13 protein-coding genes and 1 pseudogene are annotated in these 15,799 nt (G+C 66.3%); 8 read left to right on the forward strand and 6 right to left on the reverse strand.

Going from position 1 to position 15,799, the window contains the following annotated elements; all coding sequences use genetic code 11:
* The first annotated feature begins 28 nt into the window (after positions 1–28).
* The 3 genes from purH (at position 29) to VJS90_RS16295 (ending at position 6,024) form a co-directional block, all read left to right on the forward strand.
* Positions 29–1,636 (forward strand): bifunctional phosphoribosylaminoimidazolecarboxamide formyltransferase/IMP cyclohydrolase, encoded by a 1,608-nt coding sequence (purH, locus tag VJS90_RS16285; RefSeq protein WP_324122677.1) that lies wholly within the window; start codon positions 29–31, stop codon positions 1,634–1,636.
* A gap of 191 nt (positions 1,637–1,827) precedes the next feature.
* The gene (gene purD, locus VJS90_RS16290) at positions 1,828–3,123 is read left to right on the forward strand and encodes a phosphoribosylamine--glycine ligase (protein WP_324122678.1); all 1,296 of its coding nucleotides are present in this window, start codon (positions 1,828–1,830) and stop codon (positions 3,121–3,123) included.
* Positions 3,124–3,258: 135 nt separating this feature from the next.
* Positions 3,259–6,024: a hybrid sensor histidine kinase/response regulator gene (locus VJS90_RS16295; protein ID WP_324122679.1), complete on the forward strand. Its 2,766-nt coding sequence runs from the start codon at positions 3,259–3,261 to the stop codon at positions 6,022–6,024.
* A gap of 54 nt (positions 6,025–6,078) precedes the next feature.
* On the opposite strand, the gene VJS90_RS16300 is transcribed toward VJS90_RS16295, so the two are convergent.
* From VJS90_RS16300 to cobG, 6 genes are all read right to left on the reverse strand, one after another.
* Positions 6,079–6,702 (reverse strand): hypothetical protein, encoded by a 624-nt coding sequence (locus VJS90_RS16300; RefSeq protein ID WP_324122680.1) that lies wholly within the window; start codon positions 6,700–6,702, stop codon positions 6,079–6,081.
* A gap of 62 nt (positions 6,703–6,764) precedes the next feature.
* Positions 6,765–7,454, reverse strand: coding sequence for a hypothetical protein (locus tag VJS90_RS16305; protein ID WP_324122681.1), 690 nt, complete (start codon positions 7,452–7,454; stop codon positions 6,765–6,767).
* Between the two features lie 97 nt (positions 7,455–7,551).
* The gene (gene cobJ / locus VJS90_RS16310; RefSeq protein ID WP_324122682.1) at positions 7,552–9,255 is read right to left on the reverse strand and encodes a precorrin-3B C(17)-methyltransferase; all 1,704 of its coding nucleotides are present in this window, start codon (positions 9,253–9,255) and stop codon (positions 7,552–7,554) included.
* Positions 9,252–9,983 (reverse strand): precorrin-2 C(20)-methyltransferase, encoded by a 732-nt coding sequence (locus VJS90_RS16315; protein WP_324122683.1) that lies wholly within the window; start codon positions 9,981–9,983, stop codon positions 9,252–9,254. The genes cobJ and VJS90_RS16315 overlap by 4 nt, the downstream gene beginning before the upstream one ends.
* Positions 9,983–10,609, reverse strand: a complete 627-nt coding sequence (locus VJS90_RS16320; protein WP_324122684.1) for a precorrin-8X methylmutase — start codon at positions 10,607–10,609, stop codon at positions 9,983–9,985. The genes VJS90_RS16315 and VJS90_RS16320 overlap by 1 nt, the downstream gene beginning before the upstream one ends.
* Positions 10,602–11,939 carry a precorrin-3B synthase gene (cobG, locus tag VJS90_RS16325; protein ID WP_324122685.1) on the reverse strand — a complete coding sequence of 446 codons (1,338 nt, stop codon included), beginning with the start codon at positions 11,937–11,939 and terminating at the stop codon, positions 10,602–10,604. The genes VJS90_RS16320 and cobG overlap by 8 nt, the downstream gene beginning before the upstream one ends.
* 103 nt (positions 11,940–12,042) lie before the next feature.
* Here cobG and cbiE point away from each other — a divergent pair, with 103 nt between their 5' ends.
* The 5 genes and pseudogenes from cbiE (at position 12,043) to vapC (ending at position 15,769) form a co-directional block, all read left to right on the forward strand.
* A complete protein-coding gene (gene cbiE / locus VJS90_RS16330) occupies positions 12,043–13,251 on the forward strand; it encodes a precorrin-6y C5,15-methyltransferase (decarboxylating) subunit CbiE (protein ID WP_324122686.1) in 1,209 nt (402 codons plus the stop codon).
* Positions 13,244–14,338 (forward strand): cobalt-precorrin-5B (C(1))-methyltransferase, encoded by a 1,095-nt coding sequence (locus VJS90_RS16335; protein ID WP_324122687.1) that lies wholly within the window; start codon positions 13,244–13,246, stop codon positions 14,336–14,338. The genes cbiE and VJS90_RS16335 overlap by 8 nt, the downstream gene beginning before the upstream one ends.
* Entirely contained in the window at positions 14,335–15,054 is a 720-nt protein-coding gene (locus tag VJS90_RS16340; protein WP_324122688.1) for a cobalt-precorrin-6A reductase, read from the forward strand. The genes VJS90_RS16335 and VJS90_RS16340 overlap by 4 nt, the downstream gene beginning before the upstream one ends.
* A gap of 85 nt (positions 15,055–15,139) precedes the next feature.
* A complete protein-coding gene (gene vapB, locus VJS90_RS16345) occupies positions 15,140–15,370 on the forward strand; it encodes a type II toxin-antitoxin system VapB family antitoxin (RefSeq protein WP_324122689.1) in 231 nt (76 codons plus the stop codon).
* Positions 15,370–15,769: pseudogene (gene vapC / locus VJS90_RS16350) on the forward strand (type II toxin-antitoxin system tRNA(fMet)-specific endonuclease VapC). The gene vapB and the pseudogene vapC overlap by 1 nt, the downstream one beginning before the upstream one ends.
* The last annotated feature ends 30 nt before the right edge of the window (positions 15,770–15,799 follow it).

Here is a 15,799-nt window from a genome sequence, read left to right on the forward strand (position 1 = left end):
CTGACACCACCGCGTTATGGAATCTGAAATGACCGACCAGACTACCCGCCTGCCGATCCGCCGCGCCTTGATCAGCGTCTCCGACAAGACCGGGATCCTCGAATTCGCCCGTGAGCTGCAGCAGCTCGGTGTCGAGATCCTGTCCACCGGTGGCACCTACAAGCTGCTCAAGGACAACGGGGTCGCCGCGGTGGAAGTGGCCGACTACACCGGCTTCGCCGAAATGATGGACGGCCGGGTCAAGACCCTGCATCCGAAGATCCACGGCGGCATCCTCGGCCGTCGCGGCACCGACGACGCCATCATGAGCGAGCACGGCATCAAGCCGATCGACCTGGTCGCCGTCAACCTGTACCCGTTCGAGGCGACCATCGCCAAGCCTGGCTGCGACCTGCCGACCGCCGTCGAGAACATCGACATCGGCGGTCCGACCATGGTCCGTTCGGCTGCCAAGAACCACAAGGACGTAGCCATCGTGGTCAACGCCAGCGACTACGCCGGCGTGCTCGACAATCTCAAGGCTGGTGGCCTGACCTACGCCCAGCGCTTCGACCTGATGCTCAAGGCGTTCGAGCACACCGCCGCCTACGACGGCATGATCGCCAACTACATGGGCACCATCGACCAGTCCCGCGACACCCTGGAAACCGAAGGCCGCAGCGAGTTCCCGCGCACCTTCAACAGCCAGTTCGTCAAGGCCCAGGAAATGCGCTACGGCGAGAACCCGCACCAGAGCGCGGCGTTCTATGTCGAGGCCAAGCCTGCCGAGGTGGGCATTTCCACCGCCAAGCAGTTGCAGGGCAAGGAGCTGTCGTACAACAACGTGGCCGACACCGATGCCGCGCTCGAGTGCGTCAAGAGCTTCGTCAAGCCGGCCTGCGTCATCGTCAAGCACGCCAACCCTTGCGGCGTGGCCGTTTGCCCGGATGACGAGGGCGGCATCGCCAAGGCCTACGACCTGGCCTACGCCACCGACACCGAGTCGGCCTTCGGCGGCATCATCGCCTTCAACCGCGAGCTGGACGCGCAGACCGCCAAGGCCATCGTCGATCGCCAGTTCGTCGAAGTGATCATTGCCCCGAGCGTCAGCGAAGAAGCCCGCGCGATCGTGGCCGCCAAGGCCAACGTGCGCCTGCTGGCCTGTGGCGAGTGGTCGGCCGAGCGTGCCGCTGCCTGGGACTACAAGCGTGTCAACGGTGGCCTGCTGGTGCAAAGCCGCGACAACGGCATGATCCGTGCCGAAGACCTCAAGGTCGTGACCACGCGCGTGCCGACCGAGCAAGAGATCCACGACCTGATCTTTGCCTGGAAAGTGGCCAAGTACGTCAAGTCCAATGCCATCGTCTATGCCAAGAACCGCCAGACCATCGGCGTTGGCGCCGGCCAGATGAGCCGTGTCAACTCGGCGCGCATCGCGGCCATCAAGGCTGAGCATGCGGGCTTGCAGGTTGCGGGTGCGGTCATGGCGTCGGATGCGTTCTTCCCGTTCCGTGATGGCATTGATAACGCTGCCAAGGTGGGGATTACCGCGGTGATCCAGCCAGGTGGTTCGATGCGGGATGCCGAGGTGATTGCCGCCGCTGATGAAGCCGGCATCGCGATGGTGTTCACCGGCATGCGCCACTTCCGCCACTGATAGGCAATCGGCCGCACTGAAGCAGGCATCTGCTGCGTTGGGGCCGGTTCCGCTGATGCTCATTGCCAGACGGCAACTCCGCTCATCGAAACCGGCCCCGCCTTGCATCTACCTGCTTCATTGCGACCTCGTACCGCGAATAGAGCGCGGAAGGCTTCGCCTTCCGCTCGAAAGACCATCGAGGTTTTGACATGAAAGTTTTGATCATCGGCAATGGCGGCCGTGAACACGCCCTGGCCTGGAAAGTCGCCCAGGACCCACGCGTCGTGAAAGTCTTCGTCGCCCCGGGCAACGCTGGCACCGCCACCGAAGCCAAATGCGAGAACGTCGACATCCAGGTCACTGCCCTGGAGCAACTGGCCGACTTCGCCGAGAAGAACGTCGACCTGACCATCGTCGGCCCGGAAGCGCCGCTGGTCGCAGGGGTTGTCGACCTGTTCCGCAGCCGTAAGCTGGATTGCTTCGGTCCGACCCAGGGCGCCGCGCAGCTCGAAGGTTCCAAGGCCTTCACCAAGGACTTCCTGGCGCGCCACAAGATCCCGACCGCCGACTACCAGAACTTCACCGAGATCGAACCGGCTCTGGCCTACCTGCGGGAAAAAGGCGCACCGATCGTGATCAAGGCCGACGGCCTTGCGGCGGGCAAGGGCGTGATCGTCGCCATGACGCTGGCGGAAGCCGAAGAGGCCGTGCGTGACATGCTGGCGGGCAACGCCTTTGGTGAAGCCGGATCGCGCGTGGTGATCGAGGAGTTCCTCGACGGTGAGGAAGCCAGCTTCATCGTCATGGTCGACGGCCACAACGTGCTGCCGATGGCCACCAGCCAGGACCACAAGCGCGTCGGCAACGGCGACAGCGGCCCGAACACCGGCGGCATGGGCGCCTACTCCCCGGCTCCGGTGGTCACCGCCGAGGTGCACCAGCGTGTCATGGACCAGGTGATCTGGCCGACCGTGCGCGGCATGGCCGAGGAAGGCAATGTCTACACCGGCTTCCTGTATGCCGGCCTGATGATCGACAAGGCGGGCAACCCCAAGGTCATCGAGTTCAACTGCCGCTTCGGCGACCCGGAAACCCAGCCGATCATGATGCGCCTGGAGTCGAGCCTGGTGTTGCTGGTCGAGGCCGCCTTCGCCAAGGCGCTGGACAAGGTCGAGGCCCAGTGGAACCCGCAACCGAGCCTGGGCGTTGTCCTGGCGGCCGGTGGCTATCCGGGCGACTACGGCAAGGGCGCCTCGATCAACGGCCTTGACGCCGCGGCCCAGCTGAACGGCAAGGTGTTCCATGCCGGGACCGCGCTCAAGGATGGTCAGGTGGTTGCCAACGGCGGCCGCGTACTCTGCGCCACCGCCCTGGGTGACACCGTCGAAGCCGCGCAACAGCAGGCCTACCGCCTGGCCGAGCAGGTCAGCTGGGATGGCAGCTTCTACCGCAACGACATCGGCTATCGCGCCATTGCCCGCGAACGCGGTGAAGACCAGCAGTAAGCCTGCCCCCCAAAGCCGTGACGCCATGCGCGCACGGCTTGCGGCTCGTCGACAGGGCCCGGCTTGGGCCTTGCCTTGGCCTTGGCGCGCCGCGCATAGTTACGATTCGGCATTTTGCTAAGAAGGGATTTCGTCTTGCGTCGGCTTCGGATTGCCATTGCCCTGACCGTCAGCCTGCTGACCTTGCTCTGCCTTCTGCCCGCATCGGCCGACCAGGGCGGGTGGGCGGTATTGCTCGACGAACAGGCCAACCTGCAATTGAGCGACGTTCGATCCGAGCGCTACCGCAACCAGTTCAGCCCCCTGCGCCTTGATGATCTCGATGCTGCCATGCCTGATCAGGCGCTGTGGCTGCACTACCGGTTGGCACCCGGCCAGCAGGAACAACTGCTGCGCATCTTCGCCCCGGACCTGTCGCGCCTGGACCTCTACGCGCTGGAGGGTGATCAGCTGCTGCGCCAGATGCACCATGGCCGTCAGCGTGATGACAGCAGCCCTGCCCTGCGCAGCAGCGACCACTTGTTGCCGCTTCCCAACAGTGCGAAACCCCTGGATATCTATGTGCGCCTGATCTCGGAGCACCAGCTGCGTCCGGCCATCAGCCTGGAGCCCGCGGCCACCTCCGCCGCCGACCAGACCCAGCCGCTGCTGTTCGGCCTGCTGTTTGGCTGCCTGCTGATGCTGATCCTGCACAACCTGATCCGCTTCCTTTATTCGCGCTCCAGCACGTGCCTGCTGCTGGCCCTCTACCACAGCCTGATGCTGCTGAGCGCCCTTATCCTGCTCAACCTGACCGGTCCCTGGTGGCATCTCTGGCACACCGCGCAAACGCCAGCGGCGTACCTGATGCTGCTGATGGCGGGAATTGCCGGGCTGTATTTCACCTTGCACTTCTTCGCACCCCGCCGGCAGCCCAGGCTGCACCGCCTGCTGCAGGTGGAAATGCTGGCGGCTGGCCTGAGTGGCCTGTTGCTGTTGTTCGTCGACACCCTGCCGCTCAACCTGATGACCTATGCCCTGCTGGCCATCGGCAGCCTGAGCATGCTGGTGGTCGCCAGCTACCACAGCTACAAGGGGTATGGCCCGGCGCGCCTGTTCAGCGTGGCCATGCTGGTGTTCAACCTTGGCGGACTGGTGGTGCTGCCCGCCCTCCTGGGCCTGACCCGCACGCCCACGCCTTGGCTGTTGTGCATCCTGATGGGGCTGACCGTGGTCAGTGGCTTGCTGCTCAACCTGGCGGTGAGCGCGCGCCTGCGGACCATGAGCGAGGAGCGTTTCAGCGCCAGCCGCGCCCTGGCCGCCGCCGACGCCGAGATCAACGCCAAGGCCGAGTTCCTGGCCAAGATCAGTCACGAAATCCGCACCCCCATGAACGGCGTGCTGGGCATGACCGAGCTGCTGCTGGGCACGCCCCTGTCGGTGAAACAGCGTGACTACGTGCAGACCATCCACAGCGCCGGCAACGAACTGCTTACCCTGATCAACGAGATCCTCGACATCTCCAAGCTCGAATCCCGCCAGATCGAGCTCGATGACGTGCAGTTCGACCTCAATGCGCTGATCGAGGATTGCCTCAGCATCTTCCGCGCCAAGGCCGAACAGCAGAACATCGAGCTGATCAGCTTCACTCAGCCCCAGGTGCCAAGGGTTATCAGCGGCGATCCCACGCGGCTGCGCCAGGCATTGTCGAGCCTGCTCGACAATGCGCTGAAAAACGCCGAGCAAGGCGAGATCCTGCTGGTGGTGGCGCTCGATCAGCGCGGCGAAACCCCTCGGTTGCGCATCGCCGTGCAGGACAGCGGCGACCCGATGCCGGCCGGCGAGCGCGAAGCGCTGCTGCAGGCCGAGCTGCACAGCCGCCATTTCCTGTCCAGCAACAAGCTCGGCGGGCACCTGGGCCTGGTGATCGCCAAGCAACTGATCGGCCTGATGCAAGGCGAGTTCGGTATCAAGACCAGCAACAACATGGGCAACACCCTCTGGCTGACCCTGCCGCTTGATCCACAGCGCCTGGAACAGCCCCCCGCCGACCTCGACGGCCCACTGCGCGACGCGCGGGTGCTGGTGGTGGACGACAACGACACCTGCCGCAAGGTACTGGTGCAGCAATGCACCGCCTGGGGCATGAACGTCAGCGCCGTGCCCTCGGGCAAGGAGGCCCTGGCCTTGCTGCGCACCAAGGCGCACCTGCGCGACTATTTCGATGCGGTATTGCTGGACCAGAACATGCCCGGCATGACCGGCATGCAACTGGCGGCCAAGATCAAGGAAGACCCCAGCCTGAACCACGACATCCTGGTGATCATGCTCACCGGTATCAGCAACGCGCCGAGCAAGATCATCGCGCGCAATGCCGGGATCAAGCGGATTCTGGCCAAGCCGGTCGCTGGCTACACCCTCAAGACCACCCTGGCCGAAGAGCTGACCCAGCGCGGCAAGGCGGTGCTCGCCACCGCGCCTCCCCCCGTCATCCCCCAGCCCCTGGACCTGCCGGCGGACTTCCGCATCCTGGTGGCCGAGGACAACACCATCTCGACCAAGGTGATCCGCGGCATGCTTGGCAAGCTTGATCTGGCGCCCGACACGGCCAGCAACGGCGAAGAGGCCTTGCTGGCGATGAAGCGCCAGCACTATGACCTGGTGCTGATGGATTGCGAGATGCCGGTGCTCGACGGCTTTTCCGCCACCCAGCAACTGCGTGCCTGGGAGGCCGCGACCCATCGCCCGCGCACACCCGTGGTCGCATTGACCGCGCATATCCTTGCCGAGCACAAGGAACGTGCGCGCCTTGCCGGCATGGACGGGCACATGGCCAAGCCGGTGGAGCTGTCGCAACTGCGCGAGCTGGTCCAGTACTGGGCAGGGCAACGGGCGCCGGTTGCCGTGCGCGGCCCCCTGTAGGCACGACCGTGCGGCCCGAGGCAGAGGCATCAGGCCAGGCAGAACGATCAGGCGCTATAGCTCATATTCCGTGAGATCGCGCAGGGCCACCTCGACCAGCGACTGCTGTACCCGGGGCCGGTGCTGCAGGTCGAACAACCGGGTATTGAAGCGCACCAGTTCAGCCCGAACGTCTCGCCTCTCCCGGTCAAGGGACAGAAAACCCGACAAAAACGACGTGTGGGCGCCGCGCTCGTGGTAAATCACCATGTCCACGCGACTGCTGCCCGATGATGCGCAGGGCAGCAGCTGGAAATGCCCATGGGTGCGGGCGTAGTCCTCGAAACGCAACAGGCTGCCCGCATCCGCGGTGAGCCGTCGCAGCGCCAGGCGGGAGCCCTCCGCGAACGGCTTGCCGCCCGTCTGGGCGATGGTACTCAAGGTTCTGTCGACAATGCCCTGCCCCTCACCCGTGGGCCAGTGCGCTTCCTCGGGCGGTACCGCATCCCAGCCATAGAACCGCAGCTGGTTGCGGTAATAGCTGAGCCAATCCTCGATCAGCCCCTCGCCAAAGGCGATGCGGGTTGCACGCTCGGCCAGCGCCAAGGCCAGTTTCACAGCCTCGCGCTGCTGCTGCGCAATCCCCGGCAGGAACGACAAGAGGCTTGCGCCGAGCACTACAGCCTGTGGCTTATCCATGGTCGAATCCCATTCAACGAAACGGAAAATAGATACGGGCAGCCTTGCACTGCCCGCGCGGGTCAGATTTCGTATTCCAGTACGTTGCTGACGCTGCGATCCCCCAGCTTGCCTTCCACCGTCTTGCGTACGCGCTCATAGAGCGTCTTGTTGAAGGACAGCACGGCCGTGCCGGTATACAGATCGGATGAAGTGACGGTCCACTCGATCCCCAGCAGGTCGTTCTCCGACTCCGGCGCGCTGGCCGCGATGCAGCTCATGACCAGCACCACTTCACCCTGGGGGGATTCGATACAGGCGCCCAACCCCACCATGCCGCGAGACTTGCCCTGGCGCTTGTGGATGAACACATCCTTCAGTCCAGGGCTCAGGCCGAGCTTTTCAAGCGCGGCCTTGGCCAGCGCGCCGAATGCCTCGCCCGCGGCCACGCCAAGGGCCGCCGTGCCCGCCGCGCCAAGCACCCGCAGCGCCACCGAGCCCACCGAAACGCTGATGGCCGATGAATGCTCGCGCTCGAAGTTGCGCCGTGTGGTCACCCAGCCACAGTCCTGCAGCACCTTGAGAAACAGGCCATACCAGTTTTCGCTGTCATGTTCAGGGTCGTGCAGCTTGCCTGCCGCCAACGAGGCAAAATGGAAGGCGTTTTTCACGTCGGTACGGCTCTGCAGCGCCATGCCGGCACCAAACGCCATCAGGGAATCTTCCACCAGCACGGCGGAGTCTTTGCTCAGAACGGTTTTATCGTCAGTCATCTTGAATACTCCAAAGGGAATGCCCCTGCGTTCCAGGGGCATTCACACTAAGCAAGAGCATTCGCCAAAACCGGCCCGAAGGCTTTCCCTGGCAACCTCAGGGGGCGGTGGGGTACCAGCGCGGGGTGTACGCCCACACCCCGCCCGCTTCGCGGGCAAAGGTGCACGTCGTGGTCGATCCCACCAGCACCATGGTGCGCATGTCGACCATGTCCGGCACCAGCTCGTCCAGGGTGACTACCTTCAGCGTCTGTCCCGGCCTACCGATATCGCGGCCCAGTACTACAGGCGTCTGCCCATCGCGGTGCTGACGCACGATCTCGAGGGCCCGCCCGAGCTGCCACGGCCGTGATCGCGAGATCGGGTTGTAGAAGGCCAGCACCAGGTCCGCCTGGCAGGCGAGGTCCAGTCGCTGTTCGATGGTGGTCCAGGGCTTGAGGTTGTCGGACAGCGACATCACGCAGAAGTCATGCCCCAGCGGCGCACCGGCCTGCGCCGCGGTGGCGAGCGACGCCGACACACCCGGAAGGATCTCGAGGTCGACACGGTGCCAGGCTGGGTCATCCGAGCCGTGCAAGGCCTCGAGCACGGCCGCGGCCATGGCGAACACACCCGGATCGCCCGACGAGACCACCACCACCGAACGCCCTTGGACAGCCAGCTCGAACGCGTGGCGGGCACGCTGCATCTCTTCGCGGTTGTCGGTGCAGTGCAACACCTGATCGTCGCGAAACGGGCCAGCCATGCGCACATAGGTCTCATAGCCGAGCACATCGTTGGCGCGCGCCAGCTCGGTCTTGACCGCAGGCACCATCAGTTCGGCCGCGCCGGGGCCCAGGCCGATCACCGCCAGCCGGCCCCGGGCACGACCGAGGCGCTGCGGGTCGATAGGCTCGGGCGCCACGGCAATCACCAGGCCGGGCCGGTCGAGCGGCTCGATCCTGGCCTGTTCCAGCGAGGAGCGCACCAAGGCCTGCAGGCTGTCGGCAGCGGGGGCGAAGCGCAAGGCGACCCCCAGGGAACGCGCCGCGTCATGCAGCGCAGGCTGGGCCATGTCCGTGTCGCTGGCCAGCAGGCAGGCCAGGGACTGCTCGGCGATGTTGGCATCGCGCAGGGCAAGGCGCACGGCCTCGGTGAGGTCCGGCACCTGCGCATCGACCGCCACCAGCACGGCGCGCGGATGTATCAACAGCTCGTCGCGGCTGGCCGGGCGGCTCGTGCAGCCGACATGAATCACCCGCTGGGCCGAGTCGCTGCTGGGCAGCTGTACCTGCGCCAGCCAAGGCGCCGCACCTTCGACGCGGACCGTCTCGCCGGCCAGCAGGTCCGAGACAAACCGCTTGCCCTGCTCCAGGTCAGCCAGTGCGTAGCCCGGCGGCGGGTCCAGCAGGCAGGTGCCGAAGCGCAGCTCGCCACTGGTGGTGATGGCGGGCGCCACCTCCAGCGCGGCGCCGATTTCCCGGGCCATGACATTCACCCCGCCCAGGCCGCCGAGCAGCGGCACCACGGCGCTGCCGTCCTCGGCCACGGCCAGCACTGGCGGCTCGACGCCTTTTTCACCGAGCAGGCTGGCCAGGCTGCGGATGACGATACCCGCTGCGCACAGGGCGATGATCGGTGTGTCCTGCTGGTACAGCGCCCGCAGGGTCTGGCCAAAGTCCTGATAGAGACTGTCGGCGTCCTCGACCCGGCCGGCCAGGCCATGGATCACTGCCTGTGGGTACAGCTGCCGGACCTTGCGCGCGGTAGCCAGGGCGCCTGGCCCGAGCACGACGATGGCCGGTGGCTTGCGCGCGCTCATCCCTGCCACCTTTCGCCCGGCACGATGATCAGCGAGAAGTACGGCGAGGACTGTGGATCGACTTCATCAAGCGCGACGATCTTCTGGTTGGCCATGGTCGCGCGCTCGACGTACAGCGCGCGCGTGTCCAGGCCCAGCTCGACCAGCACCTGGCGCACCTTGGTGAAGTTGCGCCCCAGCTTCATGATCACCGCCGCATCGGCATCGGCCAGGCGGCGCTTGAGCTCGTCATGGCCCAGCACGCCGGAAAGCACCGAAAGGCTCTGGTTGCGGTACACCAATGGCGCGCCGAGCACCGAGGCGCCGCCGAGCATGGAGCAGACACCTGGGATCACCTCGGCGTCATGATGCTCGGCCAGCCGGTCGTGCAGGTACATGTAGGAGCCGTAGAAGAACGGATCGCCCTCGCAGATCACCGCCACGTCACGGCCGGCATCCAGGTGCGCGGCGACCTGCACGCTGGCTTCGTCGTAGAAGTCGCTGATCACCTGTTCGTAGGACAGCGGTGCCGGCAGCACCTCGGTGGTCACCGGGTACACCAGCGGCAGCAAGGTCTGCTCGGCCTGCAGGTGCGCCTCGATGATGCCAAAGGCGTTGCCGCGCTTGCCCTTGGCGACGAAGTAGGCCACCACCGGTGCTTCGCGCAGCAGGCGCAGGGCCTTGAGCGTGATCAGTTCAGGATCGCCGGGGCCAACGCCCAGGCCAAGCAGACGTCCACGTACCTGCATCACTCCACCTCCGTGGCCAGGGCATTGACGGCGGCCGCGGCCATGGCGCTGCCGCCCAGACGGCCCTGCATGATCACGAACGGCACGCCACGGCTGTCGGCGGCGAGCATCGCCTTGGACTCGGCGGCGCCGACGAAACCGACCGGGAAGCCCAGGATCAGCGCAGGTTTAGGTGCGCCGGCGTCGATCATCTCCAGCAGGTAGAACAGCGCGGTCGGCGCGTTGCCGATCACCACCACGCTGCCTTCCAGGTGCGGGCGCCACAGTTCCAGGGCGACGGCGGAGCGGGTGTTGCCCGCCTCGCTGGCCATCCCGGGGACGCTCGGGTCACGCAGGGTGCAGATCACCGGGTTGTTGGCGGGCAGGCGAGCGCGGGTCACGCCTTCGGCGACCATGTGCGCATCGCAGAGGATCGGCGCGCCCTTGGCCAGGGCCTCGCGCCCGGCGGTGCCGGCGCCTGGGGAAAACTGCAGGCCGTCAATGGCGTCGACCATGCCGCAGGCATGGATCACCCGCACGGCGAGTTTCTCGAGATCGGCGGGAATGCGGTCGAGCCGCGCTTCCTCGCGAATGATCCGGAAGGAATTGCGATAGATCTCCTGACCATCGCGGATGTAGTCAATCATCAAGGTGCTCCGTAGGCAGGTCGAGCAGTGCGCCTGCTTGTTGCAAGGTGAGGTCGCGCGCTCGCAGGGCACCGAAGCCGGGCTCTCGAGCGTCGCGCAGATACAGGTCGTAGCGGCCCGGGGCTCGGGCCAGAAGGGTGGCCGGGGCGACATGGGCCACGGCGCAGGATCGTTGGCAGCCGCTGAGGTGCACGCTGCCGGGGCCGCCGTGGTGCAACAGGCCGGCCAGGGCCAGGGCATCGGCCTTGGTTTCGGCCTGGCCCTTGGCGCAGCCGCTGGAGCCGGTGCAGGCGACAAGCCGCGCCAAGGGCTGGTCCGGGCTGTGCAGCAGACCGAGTTCAGACAGGGCTTGCCGCGCCTGCGCCAGGCCGGCCTCGGCGACATTGGGCAGCACCAGGCTTTGCCACGGGGTCAGGCGCAGGGTAGCGTCGCCGTGTTCGCGAGCCAGGCGTGCCACGCCGCGCAGCATGGCCGGAGTCAGACGGCCGAGGGGCGGGGCCGCGCCCAGGGCGACCTCGCCCGCTCCACGCTGTGTCAGCAAGCCCAGGTACAGTGCGCTCGCCCGTGGGCGTCGCCAGTCGAGCACGGCGGCGTCACGGCGGATATCCAGGCCCAGGCCCTGGATGAAGTGCTCGGCATCGCAGTCGGCAAGCAACTGGCGCATGCGCGACTGCTCGGGCGTGGCCCGGTCGAGAAAACGCTCGAGCACCGCGCGCACCAAGGGCAGCCCCTGATCCAGCGGCACCGCGCCCAGCACCTGGCCATCAGCCGGACAACCGGCCAGGCCGAACGCCAGCCATACCTGCTGGTCCAGCTTCAGCGCCGACAGCCACAGGTCATGGGGATGCTCGAGCATGGCCAGGGATTCGCCAGCGTCCAGCTGCACGGCGAACTTGGCGGACAACTGGTGCATGCGCGGTGTGCCTTCGAGCATCCGCAGGATCTGCCCGGCCAGGGGCCGTGCGTCGAACAGCATGGCGTGGTCCAGTCCGGCCAAGGGGCTGAGCATCAGGTTGCGCACATCGTCGCCGGCCGCCTCGCGCGGGCCCAGCCCGGCGGCAAGCAACTGCCGCACCAGCGCCTGGTGCTCGCCACCGATACCACGGATCTGCAGGTTGGCGCGGTTGGTCGCCTCGATGGCGCCACTGGCGAAACGCTCGGCGGCCGAGGCCACGGCATCGGCCTGGTCGGCCAGCAGCACGCCACCTGGCAGCTTGATCCGGCAGATCCCGCCATCGCGCGCGGCGACGATGCGCCACAACCCCGGGCAGGCCGAGGGACGAGGCGAAATATCAGGGGTGTGGGCCTGCTTCAAGGGGGTATCCGGCAATCGTGAAAGAGCCCTTCACAGTAGAAGGCGCGGTATTATGCCTGCTTTGTCCGACGGCATGAAAAGTCTGCTGTCGAACGGCGTTCGTGGATGAGGAAGTGGGATGTCGCCCTGGCTGACAGTAGTGGGTATTGGTGAAGACGGTTTCAGCGGCCTGGGCAAGAACGCCCGGCGCGCATTGCTCGGTGCCGGGCGGATTTTCGGCAGCCCGCGCCAGCTGGAGCTGCTGCCGCGCTGCATCGGTGGCGAGCGCCTGGCCTGGTCGAGCCCGTTTTCCCTGGCCCCGGTGCTGGCCCTGCGCGATGAACCCGTGTGCGTGCTGGCCAGCGGCGACCCGATGTACTACGGCGTCGGCGCCAGCCTCGCCCGGCAGGTGCCCGCCGCAGAGATGCAGGTGTTGCCGATGCCGTCTTCCTGCGCGCTGGCCGCGGCCCGCCTGGGCTGGCCGTTGCAGGAGGTGGTAACGGTGTCGGTGGTGGCGCGGCCACTGGCAACGCTCAACCGATACCTCTACAGCGGCGTGCGTCTGCTGGTGCTGAGCAACGACGGCGATAGTCCCGCAGCGATTGCGGCCTTGTTGCGCGAGCGCGGCTTCGGCCCGAGTCGTCTGCAGGTCTTCGAACATCTGGGCGGCCCGGCCGAGCGTCGCCTCGAGGGCTCGGCCGATGACTGGGAAACCCCGGAAATCGCGGCGCTGAACCTGGTCGCCATCGAGTGCAAAGCCGCGCCCTACGCCCCGCGCCTGTCGCCTGTGGCCGGCCTGCCCGACAGCAGTTTTCGCCATGACGGTCAGTTGACCAAGCGTGACGTGCGCGCGATCACCCTGGCGCGGCTGGCACCTCGTCCGGGCGAGGTGCTGTGGGACGTGGGCGCCGGCTGCGGCTCGATCGGCATCGAATGGATGCGGGCCCACCCAAGCTGCCGCGCCCTGGCCATCGAAGCCGACGAAGGCCGGCAGCAGTTCATCGAGCATAACCGCGACGCCTTGGGCGTGCCCGGCCTGCAACTGGTGCGGGGCCGCGCGCCTGACGCGCTGGAAGGGCTCGAGCGCCCCGACGCGATCTTCATCGGCGGCGGCGTGACCCGCGAAGGCGTGCTGGCGCTGTGCTGGGAGCAACTGCGTCCGGGCGGGCGGCTGGTGGCCAACGCCGTTACCTTGCAGAGCGAGCTGGCCTTGGTCGACTGGCGCGAGCGCCATGGCGGCGAGCTGACCCGCATCCACATCGCCCAGGCCCAGCCTCTGGGCGCCTTCGACACCTGGCGCCAGGCGCTGCCGATCACCCTGCTCGAGGCGATCAAGCCCGATGCGTGAGGAAACCCGCGAGCAGCCCGCACCCCTGCGCAGCGGCCTGACCACCGGCAGCTGCGCCACCGCCACCAGCCTTGCCGCCGCGCGCCTGCTGCTTACCGGAGAAGCGACGGACGCGGTGCAGATCACCTTGCCTAAGGGCAAGCAGGTGCAGATGCGCCTGGAGTTCTGCCAGCGCGCCGGCGACCGCGCCGAGGCGGGCACGATCAAGGATGCCGGCGACGATCCCGACGTGACCCACGGCGCCTTGCTGTTCAGCCAGGTGCGTCTGCAGGCCGAGCCTGGCGTTCGCTTTGTCGCGGGCCAGGGCGTCGGCACCGTGACCCGACCCGGCCTGGTGCTTGGGGTGGGTGAACCGGCGATCAACCCGGTGCCTCGCCGAATGATCGGTGATCACTTGCAGCAACTGGCCATGGAAGCGGGCTACGCAGGTGGCTTCGAGGTCACGGTCAACGTACGTGACGGCGAGCAGCTGGCGCTCAAGACCATGAACCCGCGGCTGGGCATCCTCGGTGGGTTGTCGATCCTGGGTACCAGCGGGATCGTCCGGCCTTTTTCCTGCGCGGCCTACATCGCCTCGATCCATCAAGGCATCGACGTTGCCCACACCAACGGCTACACCCACATCGCGGCGTGCACCGGCAATGCCAGCGAAGACACCATGCGCCGGGTGTACGGCCTGCCGGAAATCGCCCTGATCGAGATGGGCGACTTCGTCGGCGCGGTGCTCAAGCACCTGCGCAAGGTGCCCGTGGCGCGGCTCAGCCTGTGCGGCGGCTTCGGCAAGATCAGCAAGCTGGCCGCCGGGCACATGGACCTGCACAGCCGCCACTCCAGCATCGATCTGCCGCAACTGGCTGCCTGGGCCTCTGACATCGGCGCCGACAGCGCGCTGCATACCGCCATCCTTGGCGCCAACACCAGCCAGCAGGCGCTGGCCCTCGCGCACGCCGAGGGCGTCGAGCTGGGCAACGCCGTCTGCCAGCACGCCCTGGCCTTTGCCCGCAGCGTGGTGCCGGCCCAGGTGCAGGTCGAAGTATTCGCCATCGACCGCCAAGGTGGCATCGTCGGCCAGGCGGGCGTGCGATGAGCCCGCGCATCCTGCTGCTGGGCGGCGTGACCGAGGCCCTGTCCATCGCCCGGCGGTTGGGGCCAGAGCATATCTACAGCCTGGCGGGCATCGGCCGCGTGCCCCAGGACCTGGCCTGCCAGGTCAGGGTCGGTGGCTATGGCGGCGCCGAAGGGCTGGCAGCGTTCGTGCGCGAGGCCGGCATCGACCTGCTGATCGACGCCACCCATCCCTATGCCGCGCAGATCAGCCACAACGCCGCACAGGCGGCGCGCCTGGCCGGGATTCCCTGCTGGGCGCTGCGCCGCCCTGCATGGCAAGCGCAAGCCGGAGATGACTGGCGGGAGGTGGACGACTGGTCCGGCCTGATCGAGGCCCTGCGACCATTCCGGCGACCACTGTTCACCCTCGGACGCGAGCCTTTGCAGCACCTGGACGAGATCCCCCCGGAGCAGTTCTGGACCCTGCGCGCGCTGGAAGCCTGCCCCGGCAACGACCGCTGCGAAGTCATCGGCGCGCGCGGGCCGTTCCTGCTCGCCGATGAGCGCGAGCTGTTCGAACGGCGGCAGATCGATGTGCTGGTGAGCAAGAACAGCGGCAGCGTCGCGACCGAGCCCAAGCTCGAGGTCGCACGAGAGCGAGGGGTGCCGGTTCTGGTATTGAAGCGGCCTGGCCTGGCGGAGGTGGATCGCGAGTTCTGGAGTGTCGAGAAAGTAACGGCAGCGCTAGAGCTGTAGATCGAACAGCCATGTATATCCCTTTGACATATACCTGATCCGTCATACACTCAGACATACATTTACCCTTCCCAGGAGGTGCTCCATGGAACAAGGTGCGGTCTTCAAAAATAACCGAAGTCAGGCTATCCGCTTGCCCAAATCCGTCGCATTACCTGATCACGTCACCCGTGTCGATGTCGTTGCCATCGGTCGTACGCGCATCATCACGCCAGCAGGCGAAGCCTGGGACAGCTGGTTTGACGGGGACAATGTGAGCGCGGACTTCATGTCCCGACGCGAGCAACCCGCCGATCAGGAGCGTGATGGTTTCTGATGCTCAAATACATGCTCGACACCAACATCTGCATCTTCACCATCAAGAACAAGCCTCAATCTGTACGAGATGCCTTCAGTAGACACCATGAGCAGATGTGCATCAGCGCCATCACCATGATGGAGCTGATCTATGGTGCGGAAAAGTCCGCAGCTCCCGAGCAAAACCTGGCCGTCATCGAGGCCTTCGCTGCACGCCTGGAAGTCCTCGATTACGACAATCATGCGGCTGCCCAGCGGCCAGCTGCGCGCGGAACTTGCTCGGGCCGGCACGCCTATAGGGCCATATGATCAGATGATCGCTGGACACGCCCGCTCTCGCGGTCTTCTTCTGGTAACCAATAACCTACGGGAATTCCAGCGAGTTCCCGGGCTGCGAGTAGAGGACTGGTCGAGCTAGCTCGGTCATTCTCCCGACCGCAAACGAAGA

It is taken from the genome of Pseudomonas sp. (assembly GCF_035277045.1).
In the GTDB taxonomy this organism is placed as follows: Bacteria; Pseudomonadota; Gammaproteobacteria; order Pseudomonadales; family Pseudomonadaceae; genus Aquipseudomonas.

Bases quoted from the DNA above. Each gene is read 5' to 3' on its own strand.
- purD (WP_324122678.1), top strand. From the start codon at position 1,828: ATGAAAGTTTTGATCATCGGCAATGGCGGCCGTGAACACGCCCTGGCC.
- VJS90_RS16340 (WP_324122688.1), top strand. From the start codon at position 14,335: ATGAGCCCGCGCATCCTGCTGCTGGGCGGCGTGACCGAGGCCCTGTCC.
- VJS90_RS16315 (WP_324122683.1), bottom strand. From the start codon at position 9,983: ATGCAGGTACGTGGACGTCTGCTTGGCCTGGGCGTTGGCCCCGGCGAT.
- cbiE (WP_324122686.1), top strand. From the start codon at position 12,043: ATGTCGCCCTGGCTGACAGTAGTGGGTATTGGTGAAGACGGTTTCAGC.
- VJS90_RS16300 (WP_324122680.1), bottom strand. From the start codon at position 6,702: ATGGATAAGCCACAGGCTGTAGTGCTCGGCGCAAGCCTCTTGTCGTTC.
- vapB (WP_324122689.1), top strand. From the start codon at position 15,140: ATGGAACAAGGTGCGGTCTTCAAAAATAACCGAAGTCAGGCTATCCGC.
- purH (WP_324122677.1), top strand. From the start codon at position 29: ATGACCGACCAGACTACCCGCCTGCCGATCCGCCGCGCCTTGATCAGC.
- cobJ (WP_324122682.1), bottom strand. From the start codon at position 9,255: ATGAGCGCGCGCAAGCCACCGGCCATCGTCGTGCTCGGGCCAGGCGCC.
- VJS90_RS16305 (WP_324122681.1), bottom strand. From the start codon at position 7,454: ATGACTGACGATAAAACCGTTCTGAGCAAAGACTCCGCCGTGCTGGTG.
- VJS90_RS16320 (WP_324122684.1), bottom strand. From the start codon at position 10,609: ATGATTGACTACATCCGCGATGGTCAGGAGATCTATCGCAATTCCTTC.
- VJS90_RS16335 (WP_324122687.1), top strand. From the start codon at position 13,244: ATGCGTGAGGAAACCCGCGAGCAGCCCGCACCCCTGCGCAGCGGCCTG.